This window comes from Sulfolobales archaeon, assembly GCA_038897115.1.
GTDB lineage: Archaea > Thermoproteota > Thermoprotei_A > Sulfolobales > AG1 > AG1.
Window position 1 is genome coordinate 1 of record JAWAXC010000186.1, and the last position, 2,598, is coordinate 2,598.

3 protein-coding genes are annotated in these 2,598 nt (G+C 42.0%); all 3 read left to right on the forward strand.

Annotated features, from left to right (window positions below):
* Window positions 1-155 precede the first annotated feature (155 nt).
* A complete protein-coding gene (locus QXE01_12600; protein ID MEM4972078.1) occupies window positions 156-1,049 on the forward strand; it encodes an ABC transporter substrate-binding protein in 894 nt (297 codons plus the stop codon).
* Window positions 1,049-2,029, forward strand: coding sequence for an ABC transporter permease (locus QXE01_12605; protein ID MEM4972079.1), 981 nt, complete (start codon window positions 1,049-1,051; stop codon window positions 2,027-2,029). The genes QXE01_12600 and QXE01_12605 overlap by 1 nt, the downstream gene beginning before the upstream one ends.
* Before the next feature lie 14 nt (window positions 2,030-2,043).
* Window positions 2,044-2,598, forward strand: a 555-nt coding sequence (locus QXE01_12610; protein ID MEM4972080.1) for an ABC transporter permease, incomplete at its 3' end; no start/stop codon positions are given.

A 2,598-nucleotide genomic window follows, 5' to 3' on the forward strand; every position in this document is an offset into this window, starting at 1 on the left:
CCGGCCCAATTGAGAGATAGTGTCACAGGATATATATTTTTCCTAGAGAAGAAGGTGAGAAGCTCACCACCTAGGAAACATCTCATCACTCTACTTTGCTACAAAGAGCTACATCAACAGAAGTGCTCTAGCAGAGAGCCGGAGCAGGATATGGAATTCCAAGATATAACTTCATACCACCCGTAGCAGAGAGCGCGTGGTTGAGCGAAAAAGCTAATGGAACCAATACCATGTATGATCCTAATAAAGCGAACGAAATACTAGACTCGCTAGGGTTTAAGAAGGGTGGTGATGGGATTAGGGTGACTCCTAATGGAACCAGACTCTCCTTCGAGCTTGATGTACCTTCTATAAGCGACTGGCTTACGGCGGCTCAGCTTATTGCATCAGATCTTCAGAAGATAGGTATTGAGGTTAATATAAGACTTGTAGCTCTCTCGACATATGTTGATATAAGAAATAGAGGTGCCTTCACGCTATTCTTCGGATCAAGAATATACAGTCTAATGATAGTTTTCGACCCCGCAGCATACCTATTCTATCCTGTCTTCCACACGAAATCCACAGCACCTATAGGTCAGCCGACGCCTGGGAGTAACTGGGCTAGGGTTTCTGACCCTAATCTAGATAATCTCATAGATCAAGCCATGCAAACAGATGATCCAGTGATCTATAAGAGGGCTATAGATGAGATCCAAGAATATTTGCATGAGACAATGCCTATAATACCTCTCTACAGCATATACGATATCAAAGTCTATAGAGCAGATAGAATAGAAGGAATACAAACAGGACTTCAAACAGTAGACACACTACTATCTATTAGAGTGATATCAGCCGAGACACAGACACCACAAACTACACAGACACAAACAGCTACACAGACAGTGACAGCTACAGAAGTGGCAACCCAGGTTCAGACGCAGATAGTGACTGTTCCTCAGCAGGCTCCTCAGCAGGGCCTTGGAACTGATTTCATAATTCTCATAGTGATAGTAGTGCTCGTTATAGTTCTAGGATTATTAGCGCTCTTGAGGATGAAAAGGTAATGCAGGTATCCGCTAGATATATCGTTAAAAGAGGTTTCAACACGCTTATAGTGATCTTTGCCTCAATGATAATAACCTTTTTAATCCCCAGAATAGCTCCCGGAGATCCTGTGGATCTTCTTCAGCAGACTTATGGTCTTTCAAACGAAGAAGCTGAGGCTATAAGAGAAAGACTAGGGCTTAGAGGAGGTCTTCTGGATCAGTTTATAACCTATTTCACACATCTTCTCAGAGGAGATCTAGGTGTTTCATATTCTTACAATATGAGACCTGTTATAGATGTTATTGGAATGGCTCTTCCATGGAGTCTCTTTCTACTCACATTATCTATATCTATCAGAGTTGTTCTAGGAGTATTATTAGGAATGATCTCAGCAGTTAAGCAGGGCAGCAAGCTAGACACATTTATATCAAGCTTCATGTCTCTGGTTCTCGCAACACCATATTTTCTCATAGCCTTATTCTTCCTCTACATATTCAGTGTCCAGCTCAGGATCTTCCCGTTGTCACATGCTTACAGCTATGAAGCAGCTTTAAAAGGCTTCTCTTTGGATTACATAGGAGATGTAATGTACCATGCAACACTACCCATGATAACTATAGTAGTTAGCGGTCTTCCCAGCACTTACTATGTGATGAAGAACAACATGATACTACTGCTTAGAGAAGATTTCGTATCAGCTCTGAGAGCTATAGGATTAAGAGAGTCGAAAGTTATGAGGGCTGTAGCTAGAAACGCTATACTTCCTGTGGTCACTTCAACAGCCATATCCTTCGGATACATGGTAGTGGGTGCTGTGATAGCTGAGACCATATTCTCATATCCTGGCATGGGCTATGTATTCATAAATGCTATACTTAATAAAGACTACCCTCTCATACAGGGTGTATTCCTACTTCTGGCAATTACTATCTCTCTTGCTAATTTTATCTCAGACATACTCTACGCGATTCTAGATCCAAGAGTTAGACTCGGCTAGATCAGGCGGTTCTGTTGAGGTCAGGAATTGTATCCATCCTCATGAAATCCTGGATCACTGCTAGAGCTTACGTATTCTCAGACCCTAGAGGAGTAGCAGGTGTTACGATACTTGCCTCAATAATAATGCTAATTCCTTTAGCACCTCTTATAGTTAAAAATAATCCGAATGCTATAGTAGCTCAATCCTACGCCCCTCCAAGCCCGGAGCTTCCTATGGGAGCAGATTACTTTGGAAGAGATATATTCTCAAGACTTATCATAGGAACAGGATATACTCTTCTCATCTCGCTCATAGCAGCCTCCCTAATAGTTGGGATAGGACTTTTCATAGGATCTCTGAGTGGCTATCTAGGAGGAGTTGTAGACGAGGTATTCATGAGAATTACAGACATATTCCTACTCATACCAGCATTTTTCATATACCTAATAATATCAGCTTACATACCTCCTAGCAATACCACAGCCGCGATAATCCTAGGAGTCTTCTCATGGCCTACGACAGCGAGAATCATAAGATCACAGGTTATATCTCTCAAAGCATCAGGCTATGTAGAGGCTGCAAGAGCT

Bases quoted from the DNA above. Each gene is read 5' to 3' on its own strand.
- QXE01_12605 (MEM4972079.1), top strand. From the start codon at position 1,049: ATGCAGGTATCCGCTAGATATATCGTTAAAAGAGGTTTCAACACGCTT.